This is a genomic window from Streptomyces sp. NPDC001709 (genome assembly GCF_053596375.1).
Genome location: NZ_JBSFGB010000001.1, coordinates 544793 through 559835, shown reverse-complemented (window position 1 = coordinate 559835; position 15043 = coordinate 544793). Strand labels below are relative to the sequence as shown.

Annotated in this window: 13 protein-coding genes; 4 read left to right on the top strand and 9 right to left on the bottom strand. The window is 71.8% G+C overall.

The window, feature by feature from the left end:
• The first annotated feature begins 157 nt into the window (after positions 1-157).
• Positions 158-664, top strand: coding sequence for a GtrA family protein (locus ACWC0C_RS02740; protein WP_449197461.1), 507 nt, complete (start codon positions 158-160; stop codon positions 662-664).
• A gap of 29 nt (positions 665-693) precedes the next feature.
• Here the strand turns inward: ACWC0C_RS02740 and ACWC0C_RS02735 are convergent, their stop codons facing one another.
• Together ACWC0C_RS02735 and ACWC0C_RS02730 are read right to left on the bottom strand one after the other, a co-directional pair.
• Positions 694-1965, bottom strand: coding sequence for an ATP-binding protein (locus ACWC0C_RS02735; protein WP_449197460.1), 1272 nt, complete (start codon positions 1963-1965; stop codon positions 694-696).
• Positions 1966-2005: 40 nt separating this feature from the next.
• Positions 2006-2683 carry a response regulator transcription factor gene (locus tag ACWC0C_RS02730; RefSeq protein WP_020940464.1) on the bottom strand — a complete coding sequence of 226 codons (678 nt, stop codon included), beginning with the start codon at positions 2681-2683 and terminating at the stop codon, positions 2006-2008.
• A gap of 499 nt (positions 2684-3182) precedes the next feature.
• Between ACWC0C_RS02730 and ACWC0C_RS02725 the strand changes: the two genes are divergently transcribed.
• Entirely contained in the window at positions 3183-4688 is a 1506-nt protein-coding gene (locus ACWC0C_RS02725; protein ID WP_449197459.1) for an oligopeptide:H+ symporter, read from the top strand.
• Positions 4689-4792: 104 nt separating this feature from the next.
• On the opposite strand, the gene ACWC0C_RS02720 is transcribed toward ACWC0C_RS02725, so the two are convergent.
• The 7 genes from ACWC0C_RS02720 to ACWC0C_RS02690 all read right to left on the bottom strand — a co-directional run bounded on the left by ACWC0C_RS02720 (position 4793) and on the right by ACWC0C_RS02690 (position 11981).
• Positions 4793-6070: a hypothetical protein gene (locus tag ACWC0C_RS02720; protein ID WP_450861061.1), complete on the bottom strand. Its 1278-nt coding sequence runs from the start codon at positions 6068-6070 to the stop codon at positions 4793-4795.
• Entirely contained in the window at positions 6067-7173 is a 1107-nt protein-coding gene (locus ACWC0C_RS02715; RefSeq protein WP_450861059.1) for a hypothetical protein, read from the bottom strand. The genes ACWC0C_RS02720 and ACWC0C_RS02715 overlap by 4 nt, the downstream gene beginning before the upstream one ends.
• Positions 7170-8165: a COG1470 family protein gene (locus tag ACWC0C_RS02710; protein ID WP_450861057.1), complete on the bottom strand. Its 996-nt coding sequence runs from the start codon at positions 8163-8165 to the stop codon at positions 7170-7172. The genes ACWC0C_RS02715 and ACWC0C_RS02710 overlap by 4 nt, the downstream gene beginning before the upstream one ends.
• Before the next feature lie 46 nt (positions 8166-8211).
• A complete protein-coding gene (locus ACWC0C_RS02705; protein ID WP_450861055.1) occupies positions 8212-8925 on the bottom strand; it encodes an LPXTG cell wall anchor domain-containing protein in 714 nt (237 codons plus the stop codon).
• Between the two features lie 191 nt (positions 8926-9116).
• The gene (serS, locus tag ACWC0C_RS02700; protein WP_450861053.1) at positions 9117-10400 is read right to left on the bottom strand and encodes a serine--tRNA ligase; all 1284 of its coding nucleotides are present in this window, start codon (positions 10398-10400) and stop codon (positions 9117-9119) included.
• Between the two features lie 331 nt (positions 10401-10731).
• Positions 10732-11301, bottom strand: coding sequence for an ATP-binding protein (locus ACWC0C_RS02695; protein ID WP_450861141.1), 570 nt, complete (start codon positions 11299-11301; stop codon positions 10732-10734).
• Positions 11302-11603: 302 nt separating this feature from the next.
• Positions 11604-11981, bottom strand: a complete 378-nt coding sequence (locus tag ACWC0C_RS02690) for an STAS domain-containing protein (protein WP_450861051.1) — start codon at positions 11979-11981, stop codon at positions 11604-11606.
• A 244-nt stretch (positions 11982-12225) separates the two neighbouring features.
• Here ACWC0C_RS02690 and ACWC0C_RS02685 point away from each other — a divergent pair, with 244 nt between their 5' ends.
• Entirely contained in the window at positions 12226-13122 is an 897-nt protein-coding gene (locus ACWC0C_RS02685; protein ID WP_449197452.1) for an RNA polymerase sigma factor SigF, read from the top strand.
• A 306-nt stretch (positions 13123-13428) separates the two neighbouring features.
• Positions 13429-15039 (top strand): RICIN domain-containing protein, encoded by a 1611-nt coding sequence (locus tag ACWC0C_RS02680; protein WP_450861049.1) that lies wholly within the window; start codon positions 13429-13431, stop codon positions 15037-15039.
• The last annotated feature ends 4 nt before the right edge of the window (positions 15040-15043 follow it).

The window sequence follows — 15043 nt, the reverse complement described above, 5'->3', positions numbered from 1 at the left end:
GGCGACCGGATCGCGTCCCTCGCACAATCTCTTACCCGCCGCTTTCCGCCCTCTTTCCGACCTGTTTCCTGGTCTTCGCCCGGTGCACAGGCATCGGCGGGTTCACCTGGATAGCATGGCTGGGCTGACGAAACCTACGGACGGGAGCTGCACGGCCATGGAACCTCGTTCCTCGGGGCTGCGACGGCTCGTACGCGAGGTGGCCAAGTTCGGCACCGTCGGCGTTGCGGGCATCTTTGTCAATCTCGGCGTGTTCAACCTGGTCAGGCACGTTTCCGACCTGCCTGTGGTGCGCGCCAGCATCATCGCGACCGTGGTCGCCATCGTCTTCAACTACATCGGGTTCCGCTACTGGACGTACCGGGACCGCGACAAGAGCGGCCGCACCAAGGAACTCACGCTGTTCCTGCTCTTCAGCGCGATCGGCCTGGTGATCGAGAACGGCGTGCTGTACGCGGCGACCTACGGCCTCGGCTGGGACAGCCCCCTGCAGAGCAACGTCTCCAAGTTCGCCGGCATCGGCATCGCGACCCTGTTCCGCTTCTGGTCGTACCGCACGTGGGTGTTCCGGGCCATGCCCGCACAGGAGGCGGAGTCGATCCTGGTGGCCGAGGCGAAGAGGCCGCACTCCGAGGCCGAGCCGAAGTCCCAGCGGGTTCCGTAGCCGACCCCGAGGGGGGCGGGGCCCCACTCTCACCGAACCGTCGGGCTGTCCTCATCGTGCTTGCGGGCTCGCGGCGTGCGGGACAGGAACAGCCCGAACACCGGCGGCTGGGCCTGGAGCAGTTCCAGGCGGCCGCCGTCGGCCTCGGCGAGGTCACGGGCGACGGCCAGGCCGATCCCGGTGGAGTTCCGCCCGCTGATGGTCCGCTCGAAGATCCGCGCGCCCAGGTCGGCCGGGACGCCGGCCCCCTCGTCCGTCACCTCGACCACGGCCTGGTTGCCGGTGACCCGGGTGCGCAGCGCGACCGTGCCGCCACCGTGCATCAGGGAGTTCTCGATCAGCGCCGCCAGCACCTGGGCGACCGCCCCGGGCGTGCCGACGGCCTGCAGATGCCGCTTGCCGGAGCTGACGATGGCCCGCCCGACACTGCGATAGGCGGGCCGCCACTCGGCGAGCTGCTGCTGGATGACCTCGTCCAGGTCGAAGGTGACGGCGGAGCCGGTGCGCGGGTCACGGGAGTTCGTCAGCAGCCGCTCGACCACGTCCGTGAGCCGCTCGACCTGGGTGAGGGCGACGTTCGCCTCTTCCTTCACGATGTCCGGGTCGTCGGTGAGGGTGATCTCCTCAAGGCGCATGGACAGCGCGGTCAGCGGCGTGCGCAGCTGGTGGGAGGCGTCGGCGGCCAGGCGCCGCTCGGCCGTCAGCATGCGGCCGATCCGCTCGGCGGAGGAGTCCAGCACATCGGCGACCCGGTCCAGCTCGGGGACGCCGTACCGCTTGTGCCGGGGGCGGGGGTCGCCGGAGCCGAGCCGTTCGGCGGTCTCGGCGAGGTCGGTCAGCGGAGAGGCGAGCCGGTTGGCCTGCCGCACGGCGAGCAGCACAGCCGCGACCACCGCGAGCAGCGCCACCAGGCCGATGATCAGCAGGGTCCGGCCGACCTCCCGGGTCACCGCGGAGCGCGGCTCCTGCACGGTGACGGTCTCGCCCTCCTCGCCCCGCTGGGTGGCGTGGATGACATCGCCGCGCGGCTTGGTGCCGATCTCTATCGGCGCCCGCCCGGGCATGCGGATGACCGCGTACTGGTCCTTGCTGACCGGGTTGCGCAGCACGTCCGCGTTGACGTTCTCCGCCGCGAGGATCCGGCTGTCCACGATGCTGGCCAGCCGAATCGCCTCGGAATCCACCCGCTCCTGGGCACTGTTGCTGATCGTCCGCGTCTCGACGATCACCAGGGAGATGCCGAAGACGGCGATCACGACCAGCACTACGGCAAGGGTGGACTGGATGAGACGTCGGCGCATGTTCCGTTACCTGAGGTGATGGCCGGGCCCGGGGAAGGGCTCAGCTCTTCTCGAAGCGGAAGCCCACTCCACGCACCGTGGCGATGTAGCGCGGGTTCGCCGCGTCGTCCCCGAGCTTCTTGCGCAGCCAGGAGATGTGCATGTCGAGGGTCTTGGTGGACGACCACCACGTCGTGTCCCAGACCTCACGCATCAGCTGGTCGCGCGTGACGACCCGGCCGGCGTCCCGGACGAGAACCCGCAGCAGGTCGAACTCCTTGGCGGTGAGCTGCAGTTCCTCATCGCCCATCCACGCCCGGTGCGACTCGACGTCGATCCGCACCCCGTGCGTGGCCGGCGGCTGCTGCGGCTCGGCGGCCCCGCGCCGGAGCAGCGCCCGTACCCGGGCGAGCAGTTCGGCGAGCCGGAAGGGCTTGGTGACGTAGTCGTCGGCACCCGCGTCCAGGCCGACGACGGTGTCCACCTCGTCGGCCCGCGCGGTCAGGATGAGGATCGGCACGGTGTGGCCGTCGGCCCGCAGCCGGCGGGCGACCTCCAGGCCGTCCATGCCCGGCAGGCCCAGGTCCAGTACGACCAGATCGACGCCGCCCTGCATTCCGGCGTCGAGCGCGGTGGGTCCGTCCTCGCGCACCTCGACCTCGTAACCTTCCCGGCGCAGGGCGCGGGCCAGCGGCTCCGAGATGGACGCGTCGTCCTCGGCGAGCAGTACACGGGTCATGAGGTGATGGTAGACCGCCCGCGCACAGTGCTGGGGTGTGATCGCTTCCAGCAGCTCTTACCTTCGTACGCCGCTGGTACGAACCATTGCTCTGGGGATGCGATCGTAGGAAGGACCTTCGAATCGGCTCCCGCGGTTCCCTGGACACCTGTGATCCGCGTCTCAAGTCCTTCCATATCCGGCAGTGTCCTGCCGTACAGTGACGTGAACGCCTGTAGTACACCTGGGGACCTTTGGCGGGCATCTGACGCTGAAGGTCTCTTTTGTGTACGGGCTGGTGAAGAACCAGCCTTGAAAGGAATGACCTCTGGCCGGGCTCCGGACGCATCGTCGCGTCGCGGGGCGTGGATCCCGGTGGTCGCCGTCCGCCGCTTCCGAGACCCGGAGACGGACTCCCCCTGGGCGTTGGGGGTGGACGACCGACCCCGCCGGTGCCGGCCGCACCCCCACCGGGCGCGCAACGCTCCAGCAGCCGCGTCCCGACCAGCAAGGAACGACCATGGCGTCCAGCCTGACGAAGGACTCGGTCCGCCCGGGCACCCCCGGCTCCGAGAAGACCTTCTTCGGCCACCCCCGCGGCCTGGCCACCCTCTTCATGACCGAGATGTGGGAGCGATTCTCCTACTACGGCATGAGGGCTCTGCTCCCGCTGTACCTGGTGGCCCCGGGCGGCCTGCACCTGAACGCGGGCACGGCTACCGCGATCTACTCGGTGTACGTGTCGCTCGTGTACCTGCTCGCCCTGCCCGGCGGCTGGTTCGCCGACCGCGTGCTCGGTCCCCGCAAGACGGTCGCCGTCGCGGGCATCATCATCATGCTCGGCCACCTGTGCCTGGCCCTGCCCGTCGCCGCGAGCTTCTTCGTCGGCCTCGGTCTCGTCGCCATCGGTTCGGGTCTGCTGAAGGCCAACATCTCCACGATGGTCGGCCACCTCTACAAGGGCCCGGACGACCCGCGCCGGGACGGTGGCTTCACCCTCTTCTACATCGGCATCAACGCGGGCGCCTTCGCCGCCCCGCTGGTCATCGGCACCGTCGGTGAGAACGTCAACTGGCACCTGGGCTTCGCGCTGGCCGCGCTCGGCATGGCGCTGGGCCTTGCCCAGTACCTGCTCGGCGGCCGCCACCTGAGCGCCAAGAGCAGCGAGGTCCCGACCCCGCTGTCCGCCGAGGAGAAGTCCGCCACCCTGCGCAAGGGCCTGATCTGGCTGGCCATCGCGGCCGTCTTCTACGGCCTCGTCGGCGGCACCGGCCACTTCACCCTGAACTGGGCGCTGATCCCGCTCACCGTCATCGGTCTGATCGTCCCGATCCTGGTCATCGCGCGGATGCTGCGCGACAAGGACCTGAACTCGACCGAGAAGTCGAAGGTGCGCGCGTACATCTGGTTCTTCGTCGCCGCCGCCGTCTTCTGGATGATCTACGACCAGGGCGGCTCGACCCTGTCGCTCTTCGCGGAGAGCTCGGCCAAGAACTCGATCGCCGGCTGGACGTTCCCGGTCTCCTGGTACCAGTCGGTCAACCCGGTCATGATCATGGCGCTGGCCCCGGTCTTCGCCTGGCTGTGGCTGTGGCTGAACCGGCGCGGCAAGGAGCCGAGCACGATCGTGAAGTTCGCCTCCGGCCTGGTGCTGATCGGCGCGTCCTTCTTCCTCTTCCTCGCCCCGCTGTCGATCGCCGAGGGCGGTCACAAGGCCGCGGCGATGTGGCTGGTCGCGATCTACTTCGTCCAGACGATCGGTGAGCTGACGCTGTCGCCGGTGGGTCTGTCCGTGACGACCAAGATGGCGCCGAAGAAGTACGCCTCGCAGATGATGGGTGTCTGGTTCCTCGCGGTCACCGCGGGCGACTCCATCACCGCGCTGATGTCGAACCCGGCCGTCGGCGGGGTCAACCTCGACAAGATGGGCTTCGTGGGCCTGGAGGCCGTGCTTGCCGTGCTCGCCGGTGTGGCGGTGTGGATGTACCGCAAGAACGTCAACAAGCTGATGGGAGACGTCCACTGACGTCGCCTGGCGTCGCCTGACGTCCATTGACGTCGCCTGACGCAGCTCCCTGAAGAGGGCCACCACATCTCCGGATGCGGTGGCCCTCCTTCGTTCCTCGGTGACTAGCGTGTCCTGCGGCCCGGCATGAAGGTGAACACCGCGCCGCCCAGCAGGATCGCCGTGCCCGCCACCAGGCCGAGGGCCTTGAGGGCGCCGTGGTCGCTCGCGCCGGTCTCGGCGAGGCCGCCGGAGCCGGAGGTGCTGCCGCCGCCGGTGGAGGAGGTGCCCCCGGAGGTCGACGTGCCTCCGGACGCGCCGCCCGGCTGCCCGCTGGTGTCCAGGGTGAGCGAGACCTCGGTCCTGGTCGGGGTGCACGTCGTGGTCGTGCCGAGTGCCTTGATCGTCAGGACGCCGGGGGACAGCGTCGAGGTGCCGCTCGCGCCGGGCTTGTAGGTGCCGGTGAGGTCCGGGATGTTGATCGGGTCGCCGGACTTGATGGGATGGGCGTTGGTCGGCCCCTCCACGTGCACCGTGCCCTTGTCGGCGCCGCCCAGCACGACCTCCATGGACGGTTTGACGGAGTCCTTGGGGATGTCGGCGGGGCTGTTCATCACCGACTTCTTGAACTGCACGGTGAGGTCGAAGTTCCCGCCGTTCCTCTTGGCGTTGATCTGCACCGGCGAGGTCGCGTTCTTGTCGCCGATCGGGGTCTTGCAGGCGTAGGGGATCTGCACCTCCTTGCCGGTGAAGTCGGTCTGGCCGCTGCCGCCGCTGGACGTGGCGGTGGGGGTGGCCGACGAGGTCGGGGTGCTCGACCGGGTCGGGGTCGTCGACTGGGTCGGCGTCGTGCTGGACGTGCCGCCGCCACCCGTCACTTGAATGGTCGCCGCCTTCTGCACGGTCTCCTTCGGCGTGCACTTGGTGTCCGTCGACATCGCGTTGACGGTGTACGCGTCCGGTGTCAGCGTCACCTCTCCCGCCGAGGTCAGCTTGATGCTGCCCTTCATGTCGGACAGCACCATGGCGCCGCCCTTGGGGATCGCCGGGTTCTGCCGCGGCCCCTGCATCGCGATGTCGGCGACCTGCGCGCCGGCCGCCTTGAGCACGCCGGACGGCTGGACCGAGTTGGCGGGCAGGTCGATGATGTCGGGGTTCTTGGACGCGGCCTGGACGAACTTCCACACGACGTCCACCGTGTCGCCGACCTTCGCCGTGGCCGGCGCGGTGATCTCGACCTTCGTGGTGCCGTCGACGGGGCTGATGCCCGCGGGCGGCACACAGTGGGTGGCGAACCAGACCTCGGCCGCCTGTGCGGGGGCAGCGGCGAGGCCGAGCAGAACGCCCGCACCGCTCAGCGCCAGCGCGGCGCCCGCGGCCGTACCTCTCCTTCGGATGCTCACGTTGGTCCCTTCCTGGTGGGAGTCGAAGGACTCGTCGGGCTGTCGGTGTGCGGTGCGGAGAGCCGGCCGGCCGGGCCGCCCGGGACGGAGTCCGGGGCGAACCACGGCAGGGTCGGGGTCGTGGGGGGCGGTTCGGGGGTACGGCCGCGGGAGCCGGGCAGCCGCAGGGCGGGCCGGGGCAGGCGCGGGGGGCCAGGGGGTCGGGTGGCGCGGCGGGCGGCGCCCGGGCGGCGGGGGCGTACCCGGTCCACCACGGCCATGCCGATACGGAACAGCGCGGCCGGGACGACGGCACAGAGCAGGATCCAGAACAGCGTCACGCCCCAGGGGCGGCCCACGCCCCACGGCTGTTCGGCGAGGACCTTGCCGTCGTACTTCAGGGACACGGTGTAGTCGCCGTGTGCCCCGGCGGACAGCTCGACCGGCAGTCTGACCTCGGCCTTCCTGCCGGGCGCCAGGGTGCCCTGCCACTGCCGGTCGTCCCACTGCGGGGCGAAGACGCCGTGCGCGCTGCCGACCTGGAACACCGGGTCCTTGATCGCGCTGGTGCCGGTGTTGCCGACGGTGAAGACGAGGGTGCGGCTCGGCGGCGCCCCGAACCAGGTCAGCACTCCGCTCGACCCGGTCAGCCGGGTGTCGGAGAGGATCGCCAGCCGGCCGCCGGTGTTCCCGGCGGGCAGTGGGGCGACAGGGTGCCCGGCGACCTGGAGGACGGCGTCCGCCTCCGCCCTGGCGCCGGTGACGGTGGCCACGTGCACCACACAGGGGCAGGGCACGGGCGGTTCGGCGACCGGGAGTTTCCGGCTGAAGGCACCCTGGGCGTCGGTGGTCACGGCCCGGCCGTCGCCGTTGGCACAGGAGTTGGTGCCGCCGATGACACCCCGTGACGGTGTGGCCCGCCCGCACACCAGCAGCATCAGCAGCGTGTGCGGCCTCCAGCCGGTACCGGTGACGGTGACCGACCCACCGGCACCGCCCTGGGACGCCGACAGCCTCACGACCGGCCCGTCCGCGGCGGCCGCCGGACCGCTGAGCGGCAGCAAGAGCAGCGCGCACACCGCCGCCACCGCCGACAGCCGCAGAATCCGTACCTTCCCGCTCACTTCACCGCGCCTTCCGTCAACGCGCCACCGGGGCACCCGTCCTCGGCGGCCACAGCACCCCGCACACCACCGACCACCGGGCCGCCCCCGCGGGCATTCGGGACATCGATCGGGTCACCCGGCTGCGTACGGCGCCGGCGCACGGCCGACAGCGCGCCCGTCCCCGCGAGCAGGGCGCCGCCCGCGCCCGCCACCGCCGGCCAGGGCACGAACCGCGCCGACGTGGCGGTCGTGTCGTGCGCTCCGCCGGGTGCGGTGACCGTCAGCCGTACGTCGACGGCGTCCAGCGCGGGCCGGTCCGGCCAGGGCTCGGTGAGCTTCAGGCGGGCGCCGGGGCGCAGGTGGACGGGGAGGGGGCGGGGCGCGCGGTCCAGGACCCGGCCGAAGACACCGTCCGCACGCACCGCGAGCCTCGGCACGAGGACGGTCGTACCGCGGTTGACCAGCTCGTACGTGATGCGGTCGGCGTGCACGGCGAGGTGCTCGACGGTCAGCGCGGCGAGCGCCGGGCCGCCGACGCGCAGCCGGACCGGGACGGTCACCGTGTGCCCCCGCGTGTCCCGCGCGACGACGGCACCGGAGCGGTCGCCGGGTGCGGCCCCGCCCGGCACGGTCACCGTGAACGGCACCTCGGCGCGGGTGCGGGCCGGTACACGTATCCCCTTGTCGGCCTTCCCGGCGAATGCCGTCCGCAGACCGGTACCGGACAGCCGTACGACGACCGGCGCGCGCCCGGGATTGGTGACGGTCACCGTGTCCTGCAGGACCGTTCCGGGTGGACCCTCGGCGTAGAAGGACGGGCGGCCACCACCCACGGGCGCGACGGACCAGCCCGTGGAACGCGTGGGCCCCATGGCGGCATGGGCGCGGTGCGCGGCGCCCAGTACGGCGCACAGGCACAGGACCGCGGGCAGGGCGGCACGGACCGGGAGCGACACGCGGGCCCGGGACGGGTGCCGATGGCGGATCAGGGCGCGGGCGGCGGACGGCATCGGCGGCTCCAGCGGTGGCCTGGTTCTCGGCGGTGGTCGGCCCGGGTCAGCGGCGTGTCGGCTGGCCGCGGCGGGTCAGCCAGAGGGTGCCCGCCGCGCCCGCGAGGAGCACTGTGCCGCCGAGCGTGCCGAGGGCGACCGCGGAGTCCTCCGGGCCGGTCTGCGGGAGCTGGTGGTTGGAGGACGACGAAGATGACGAAGACGAGGAGGACGAGGAGGACGAGGAGGACGACGAGGACCCTGAGCCGCCTGCCGCCGTCACGTCCAGTGTCAGCCCCGGCTTCGGACTGTTGGTCGGCGTGCAGGTCGTCGTCGTACCCAGCGCCTTGATGACGAGCGTGCCCGGCGTGAAGGTGACCTTGCCGGTCTGCTTCGGCGTATAGGTGCCGGTCAGGTCGCTGATCTTGATGGGCGTGTTGGCGGGGATCGCGGCCGCGTTGGGCGGCCCGCTGACCGGCAGCGTGCCGCTGTCGGCGCTGCCCAGCCTGATGGTGGCGGACGGGCTCATCGCGCCCTTGCCCAGCTCGACCGGGCTGGAGGAGACGCCCTTCTGCCAGGACATGGTGATCTTGTAGCCGCTGCCGCTCCTGACACCCTTCATGTCGATGGGCGAGACGGCGCTCTTGACGCCGATCGGGGTCTGACAGCGGTAGTTGACGTCGACGACGTCGGCGTGGGCGGCCGGCGCGGACAGCAGCACCGCCGAGCCGGCCAGGGCCGCGGCGGACGCGAGCGCGGCGGTTCGTTTCGGGTACGACACGGTCGGTCCACCCCATTCATTCCTGACGACATGTCCGGGCGACATGTCCTGACGATTTCCTGACGGCACATCAGATTCGGCCGTCAAGGTACGCCCGGCGACGTGAGGAAGGAAGACGCATCACACGCCGGAGTTGTGGTGATCCGGCGTGTGTGACGGGTGGCTGGAGTGGAGGGTGGGCCCGGGGCGCCCTACGGCCGGTGCAGCACCTCCGGCAGGCCCCAGCGCCGCAGCACCTCGGGGACGGCCACCGTGCCGTCGGCCCGCTGGTGCTGTTCCAGGAGCGCCGGCACCAGACGGCTGGTGGCCAGGCCCGAGGCGTTGAGCGTGTGGACGTACGCCGTCCTGCCGCCGCCTTCCGGGCGGTACCGGATGCCGCCGCGCCGGGCCTGGTAGTCGCGGGCGTTCGACACCGAGCTGACCTCGGCATAGGTATCCAGGCTCGGCAGCCAGACCTCGACGTCGTACGTCCTGGCCTGGGCGGCGCTGGTGTCCCCTGCGGCGAGCCGGGTGACCCGGTGGTGCAGGCCGAGGTCGGTCACCAACCGCTCGGCCCTGGCCAGCAGTTCCCGCTGGGCCGCGTCCGAGTCAGCGGGCCGGGTGAGCTGGAACAGTTCGACCTTGTTGAACTGGTGGCCGCGCAGGGTGCCCCGCTCGGCGGTGCGGTAGCCACCGGCCTCCTTGCGGTAACAGGGCGTGTAGGCCACGTACTTGAGCGGCAGCTCGGCCTCGTCCAGCGTCTCGCCGTGATGCAGGGCGGCGAGCGCGGTCTCGGCGGTGGGCAGCAGGAACCGTTCGGGACGGCCGTCGGCCGCGCGGTCCGTGACGAAGACGTCGTCCGCGAACTTCGGGAACTGACCGGCGGTGTAGCCGGCCTGCCAGGTGAGCAGATGGGGCGGCAGCACGAAGGTGTAGCCCGCCCGGCGGTGGCTGTCCAGGAAGTGGTTGAGCAGCGCCCACTCCAGCGCGGCTCCCTGGCCCCGGTAGACCCAGTGCCCGCTGCCGGCGAGCGCGACGCCGCGCCGGTGGTCGACCAGGCCTAGGTCCCGGCCGAGCTGCACGTGGTCCCGGGGTGGGAATCCGGGTTCCGGGTGGGCGCCCTCGGTGCGGACGACCTCGTTGTGCTCCTTGCCGCCCGCGGGCACGTCCGGGTCGGGCAGGTTCGGCAGCGCGTCGAGGAACTCCCGGTGCTCCTGCTCCAGCCGGGTGTGCGCGGCGGTGGCCTCGGTGACGTCCGCGGCCAGTTCGGCGGCCCGGGCGAGCGGTTCGTCCGCCGGTTCGCCCGCCCGGCGCCGGGCCGCGATGTCCGCCGAGACACGGCGCCGTTCGCCGCGCAGCCGCTCCAGGGCCGTACGGGCCTCGCGCAGCCGCTGGTCCAGGGCGAGGAAGCCGTCGAGGTCCACGTCCAGACCGCGTTTGGCGAGTCCCTCGCGGACGCGTCGGGGGTCCTGCCGGATGAGGGTGATGTCAAGCATGGTGCTGCCCAACTGTGCGGCGGGGCGGCACGGTCCGCCCCGGGTCGGTTCCCTCGGGGCGTGGGCGAGAGGGGACTCGCGGTGCCACCACGCCTTCGCCGTCGTACGACGGCCTCGTCGGGCCCGATGACGGGGGCCGGCCGGCGGGGCATTTCCTCCCCGCGCTCGGGAGGGGATTCACACCGGGGTGCGAGGCCGCCTTCACAGCGGGCGGCGGCTCTCTCGGCTCGCCGGGTCCCGGGCTACTTGTCTCCGTCAGCGCGTTGCGCCCAGCGTAGGCAGTGCCGTACCCGGCCAAAAGCGATTTTCCGCGGGCTCCGAAGCGGAGTGCTCACGCCGGAGCGCCCAGTTCCGCCCACACCGTCTTGCCCGGGCGGCCCGCGGCGCGTACGACGCCCCAGTCCAGGCAGAGCCGCTGCACGATGAACATGCCGTGGCCGCCGGGGCGGCCGGCGCGGTGGGGGGTGCGGGGGGCCGGCTGGCCGGTGCCGCGGTCGGAGACCTCCACCCGGATCACCTTGTTGTCGCAGGCCAGGAGCAGTTCGTCCGGCCCTTCCGCGTGCAGGCAGGCGTTGGTGACCAGTTCGGAGACGACGAGCAGCACGTCCTCGGCCGCGGCCCGCTGGTCGGCGCCGGCGGCGGGCAGCCAGCCCCATGCGTACAGCGCCTGGCGGGTGAAGTCGCGGGCGAGCGGGACGACCCCGCTCTCGCCCTGCAGACCGATTCTGCGGACCTGCGGCCCGCTGGTGCCCCGAGTGCCGCCGGCGGATCCGGACGGCACGGACGGCGCGGCTGCCCCCGTGGGCGCGCCGGCGGCCGGCGCACCCTCCTCGGACGCCCCGGAAGCGCCGCTTGGCTCCGGGCCGCGGTCGCCCGGCGGGTAAGGCCGGGTGGTCATCAGCGCTTCACCTCACCGATTCACCAGTTCACGATTCAAAAGGCCGGCACCGGTTCGTGCCGGCCGATCCGTACGTCACCCGCCGGCCGTCCGTGCGGGGTGTCCTGCTCGCCCGTCCGTCGTACGTATGTCCCGTCCACTCGTTTCGCCGGTCCCGGGGCGGTCCGGGCCGGCGGTCGCCAGGGTGTGTCCCGCCTTCTCCTGCCCTCTCCTGCCCGGCCGATCCGGCACGACACCCCTGTTTTCGGCGTGCCGGAGGCGGGCGCCGACGGCAGGCGGCATACGGGAGGGCGGGGACGGCGCGCTCAGTCGGCGCCGTCGGCCAGGGCCGCCTCCACCGAGTCGTGCACGGTGAAGACCGCCTCGGCCCCCGTGATCTCGAACACGCGGGCGACGACCGGCTGCATCCCGGCGAGGTGGACCCCGCCTCCGGCGGCCTCCGCCTTCAGCCGGGCGCCGAGCAGGACGTTCAGCCCCGTGGAGTCGCAGAACTCCAGACGCGTGCAGTCCACGACGAGGCGCGAGAAGCCCTTGGCCAGGACGTCGTCGAGGGGCTCACGCAGAAGATCGGCGGTGTGGTGATCGAGCTCACCCGCCGGTGTCACAACGGCGCTGGAGCCCTCTTCCCGCACCCCCACCAGAAGCCGGCCCGACTGTGCGCTGCCGACCGTCCCGTGGTCCATGCCGTCTCTCTCCCGAGGTCGTGGACGCTGATGCCCTCGAACATTACGCCTTCCTTGCGCACTCCGGCACCCGAAGTACCTCACATAATCGGACATACCTGAACAGAACGCACTTGCGATCGGCTCGGTGGAGCAGGTAGGGCTAGTAAGGACACCTACCCCTACACGTGGCTTTGGAGGCGCCGCACACCGCTGTGCACTCACTGGCTTCGGCAGCCATATGCCGAGAACGATGGAGGACACCATGTCACCCCGGCTCGACGCATCGCATACCCCGCTCGCGACGTCGACACCCCCACCGGAACAACTGGATCATCCCATCGACGCCCTCGACCCCTTCGAGGGACTCCCGGAGATCCCCCCGTACGACGAGATCGGCCCGGTAGACGCGCGGGCCCTGTCCAAGACCCTCTTCGAGCGCCTGGAGTCGCTGGAGGAAGGGACGCACGAGTACTCGTACGTCCGTAACACCCTCGTCGAGCTGAACCTCGCGCTCGTCAAGTTCGCCGCCTCCCGCTTCCGCTCCCGCAGCGAGCCGATGGAGGACATCATCCAGGTCGGCACCATCGGCCTGATCAAGGCGATCGACCGCTTCGAGCTCACGCGCGGCGTCGAGTTCCCGACCTTCGCGATGCCGACCATCATCGGCGAGATCAAGCGGTTCTTCCGGGACACCTCGTGGTCCGTACGCGTGCCGCGCAGACTGCAGGAGCTGCGCCTGGACCTGGCCAAGGCCGGGGACGAGCTGGCCCAGCGGCTGGACCGCGCCCCGACCGTCCCGGAGCTGGCCGAGAAGCTCGGCATCTCCAACGACGAGGTCGTCGAGGGCATGGCCGCCTCGAACGCGTACACCGCCTCCTCGCTGGACGCCCAGCCCGAGGAGGACGAGACGGAGGGCGCGCTCGCGGACCGCATCGGGTACGAGGACCACGGCCTCGAGGGCATCGAGTACGTCGAGTCGCTCAAGCCGCTGATCGCCGAACTCCCGCCCCGGGACCGGAAGATCCTCTCCCTGCGTTTCGTGGCGAACATGACCCAGTCGGAGATCGGCGAGGAACTCGGCATCTCGCAGATGCATGTCTCCCGGCTGCTGTCGCGCACGCTGGTACGGCTGCGCAGGGGTCTGACGATCGAGGAGTGACCTCCGCGTCCCGCCCCTGTGACGCCTGCGCAGTGGCCCGGCCGCCGATGCCGGGCCGCTGCGGCGCCCTTGCCGGCGGACCCACCCCTCCGGGTGGCGCGGGTATCCGTGAATCCGCCCGGCATTCCGGGCTCTTGCCCCCTCTTGCGGCCAACCGGCCGCGTGATCCCAACCGTTATGTGGTTACCGGCGGAAACCTCTTTTCCCGGCCGCCTCCTCGGACCACTATGGCCCCCCGTACTGGCTGGTAGGTCGGGCCGGGGCCGCAAGGGCGCGGTCGCCCGGTGGCGCGAGGAGGCTGAACGCATGTCTCAGGGGGACGAGGCCGGAACGGGCGGGACCGAGGCGGGCGGAACCGACACGGGCAGGGAGCACGAGGACGCGCCGGACGCCCGGCTGACCGAACTGCTGCGCTCCCCCACCCCGACGGCGTACCCCGCCCTGCAGGAACTGCGCCGCCGGCACCACCCGGCGGTCCTGGCCTACGCCCGGCTGTGCACCGCGAGCGAGTCCGCGGCCCGCGGGCTCGCGGCCGAGGTCTTCACCACGGCGGTCCGCGAGACGGCCCGGGGCGTCGACCCGACCGTCCCGCTGCGCCACCGCCTCCTGCTGCTGACCGCCCGGCTGGCCGCCGGCTGGGCACGCGACGAGCGCTCGGCGGGCGTCGACCCCGGAATGCTGCTCGTACTGAACGCCTCCGGCCTCCCCGAAGGCCCCACCCCGCCCCTCCTCCCGGCATTCCGCTCGCTGCCGTCCCGTACCCAGGGCCTGATCTGGTACGGCGTGCTGGAGGAGGAGTCGCAGGACCGCACCGCCGCCTTCCTCGGCCTGAGCCGCACCGACGTGGCCTACGGCACCCCGCAGGCCCTCCAGGCCCTGGCCCAGGCCTGCCTCCGCGAGTGCCTCGCCGCCTCCGACGACCCGCGCTGCGCCGACTTCCGCCGCCTGATCGAGGAGGCGGTACGGCCGCGGGGCCCGCGCTACAGCGCCGACCTGGACGCCCATATGGCCCGCTGCCCGCACTGTACGGCCGCGTTCGAGGAGATGCGGTCCCTGCGGGACACGCCCCGGCAGACGCTGGCGGAGGGTCTGCTGCCGTGGAACGGAACGGCGTACCTACGCGCCGAGGAGCCGCCGCCCGCCCCCGCCGCCGCCTCTACCGTCTCTGCCGCCTCTGCCGTACGGGCGGCCTGGCCGCCCCGGCGCCGCGTCCTGCTGGCCTCGGCGGCGCTGGGCGTGGCCCTGACCCCGCTCCTGGTGTTCGTCCTCACCCCGGCGCACATGGACGACCAGCAGCCGACGGCCGCGACCCCCGCGCCGCCGCCGGTCACGGTGACGGCCACGGTCTCGGTCACCCCGTCCTCGTCACCGTCCTCGTCGCCGTCCCCCACGAGGCACCCGTCGCAATCCCCGTCGAAATCCCCTTCCCCCACCCCGACTTCGGCCGGCCCGACCACACACCCGCCGCACACCCGGAAGCCCACGCCCAGGCCGGCGCCCCCGTTCACACCGCCCGGCACCTCCTTCGCCCAGGTGGTGAACCTGGCGACGGACCGCTGCCTGGACATCCGCGACGGCGATCTGTCGCAGGGCAACGACGTCATCACGGCCCCGTGCTCCTCCTCCGACACCCAGCGCTGGAGGTACGACACCTACCTCGGGGTACTGCGCTCGGCAGCCGACGACCGCTTCTGCCTGGACAGCCGGGGCTCGGTCGACCGGGGCGTCGGCATCTGGGAGTGCGACGCGGTCTACAGCGACAACGGCGACAACCTCCGCTTCACCATCGACCCCGACGGCACCATCCGCCCCGACATCGCCATCGAGACGGCGGTGACCCCGGACGGCCGGTGCAGGGTGGCACTGAAGCCGCTGGACGACGGGGGAGAGCAGCGGTGGCGGGCGGGTGCGCGGTGATGCG